The 2,149-nt window shown below is 41.4% G+C and carries 2 protein-coding genes and 1 pseudogene; 1 reads left to right on the forward strand and 2 read right to left on the reverse strand.

Annotated elements, in window-relative coordinates; all coding sequences use genetic code 11:
- Nucleotides 1-643: SLATT domain-containing protein (locus GOB82_RS13120; protein WP_198911982.1), on the forward strand; the 643-nt coding region annotated here is incomplete at its 5' end.
- A gap of 112 nt (nt 644-755) precedes the next feature.
- Here the strand turns inward: GOB82_RS13120 and GOB82_RS13125 are convergent.
- Both GOB82_RS13125 and GOB82_RS13130 read right to left on the reverse strand, forming a co-directional pair.
- A pseudogene (locus GOB82_RS13125) lies at nt 756-957 on the reverse strand (IS3 family transposase); the annotation flags it as partial.
- 193 nt (nt 958-1,150) lie between these two features.
- On the reverse strand, nt 1,151-1,954 hold the full coding sequence (locus GOB82_RS13130; RefSeq protein WP_166123767.1) for a hypothetical protein: 804 nt from the start codon (nt 1,952-1,954) through the stop codon (nt 1,151-1,153).
- Nucleotides 1,955-2,149: the final 195 nt, after the last annotated feature.

Raw genomic sequence — 2,149 nt, forward strand, 5'->3', positions numbered from 1 at the left:
ATGCCAAATCCACGCCTCCATGAACTCCTGCCATGGCACTGGAAAACCCTTCACCACAGCAATAATACCATCAAAGCCTGATTACGCCCGCGGCTCTCTCCGGATGCTTACTGAAGGGCAACTGCGTGAATGCTTTGCACGCCTCGTTTACTCGCACAAAACTCACGAAAAGCAGGGAGATCTTTGTGCAGAAACTCTACGACGGTTCAAAATTTGGCAAATCGCTCTATCGGCAATAACAACGTCTGGCACGCTTGCGGTTCTATTCACAGAAGATTTTCTGTTGAAAGCAATGACAGCACTCGTCTCGCTGATCACATTATTCATCTCTGGTTACATGAAAGGTTTTGATCCCGGAGCAACCGCTCAGAAACACAGAGATACTGCTGCCGACATGTGGGCGATTCGCGAGTCATACTTGTCGCTGCTAACTGACCTAGTTAGCCGTATAATTGATGAAAAGATTGCGCGTGAGCGGCGTGACCAGTTACAAGACGCCCTCGCAGCCATTTACAAATCAGCCCCTGGAACAACGCCAAAGGCGTATAACCTTGCGCAGAAAGCGCTACAGATGAAGGAAGATTATACCTTCAATCCCGGCGAAATCGATAAGTTCCTGCCTCCTGCCTTGAAACGAGGGTGAGTGACGCTTGACTGGATATTCCGACCAACTGTTCTACTTTAGGTTACAGTATGTAACAGAAGAACCCCATAGGTATTGGACTTGTAACGGTTTTGTGCCGGTCAGGAAGTGACTATGCCACTCTTGCTTCGAAAGCGAGAGAGCTTATGTTGCCCAGATATGAATGGCGTCGACGTGGATTGTAGAAATCATTGACATACTGGAAGATGGCAGCAGTCGCCTGACGACGGGTTAGCCCAGTTTTACCTCCAGAGCCATTCCGCCTTCAGGCTTTTGAAAAAGGTTTCGACAGCGGCATTGTCAAAACAGTTTCCGCACCAAATATCCAAGACGAATGCGACTGGGGCCAGTCTGTTTCTAATTACCGAACAAACAACTCAGCGAAGGGGTAGGCAGTCAGATTTAGATTGCAATCTGACTGCCTACCCAAATTAGCATCAGAAACTCTATCGACTAATTATGACGCCGAACTGATTCCTACGGGTAGTCCGTTAGAATCATTTATTTTTACAAGCCGGGAGATCTTTCAGATCTTCTGTGACAATTATTATTTTGCTTGGCTCGAGGTGTGGTCGTTGTGGCGGTGGCGGTGGCGGTGGATTTTGGGAGACGGGTCTGTCGTTGCCCATTTGAAGGAACTTCCAGCGTTAAAGGTTCTTTTAAGTCTGGTAACGATAAAGGAAAACGATTTTTTTGCAACTGCATATCGATGCTCCGTAGAGAATTCTCAATACTTTTATCTTCAATTCCTTGATCTTTGCGAGGTGACGAAGCATCAAGGTCGAAAACAATAAAAATAATTGCTGAAAATAAAAAAGGGATCAAAGAATATATAATAAATAATATAGCTAACCTATTGTTTTTTGATCTATTCTTATTTATTTTTAGATTTGAATTTATGCACTCAATAATTTCTGGGGAAAAATATTCGACCATAGCACTTTCAATATTAACCTCACTCTCATTGGCTAAGTGAATTATATTGTATCTTCTAATATCTTCATTATACTGTTGCAGACTACATAAACTATTGAAACCATTTTCTGGAGTGATTAATTTATATTTATGCCCAGTTAAAGCTTTAAAAATATTTACCATTGATAATATTATAAGAACGAGACCAATAAAAATTGGTATATATAACAGTAAAAGCGTATGTATGTTTGCTTTATTGTCTGTTGATCTAAGTATATATATAACACCAGTCAATATGGCAATATTTGTTGCCACTGAAAACTGAGCTTTAGTGAAGGATTTTTCTCTAAAATCAAGTTCATAAAAATACATTTCTCTGAGAAGGTCTGGAAACATTCTGAAAATCCTGTTCTCTCGACTGATCATGACATCTAAAACACTCATTAATAAGAATATACAACATTATCAGTTTTCCGAAAATGGAGGGTTCGAAAAACCCTCTGGTTTTGAGGTCTGCTCTGTGATTCCATTTTCCTTGCGTTGATTGGAGTATGGATCATGAAGCAGGCGGGATTTTTTGACGTTGAAGAG

The sequence above is a fragment of the Acetobacter farinalis genome, from assembly GCF_011516935.1.
In the GTDB taxonomy this organism is placed as follows: domain Bacteria; phylum Pseudomonadota; class Alphaproteobacteria; order Acetobacterales; family Acetobacteraceae; genus Acetobacter; species Acetobacter farinalis.

What these genes read in the sequence shown, in the direction of transcription:
- GOB82_RS13130 (WP_166123767.1), bottom strand. Translation starts at nt 1,954, where the DNA reads ATGTTTCCAGACCTTCTCAGAGAAATGTATTTTTATGAACTTGATTTT.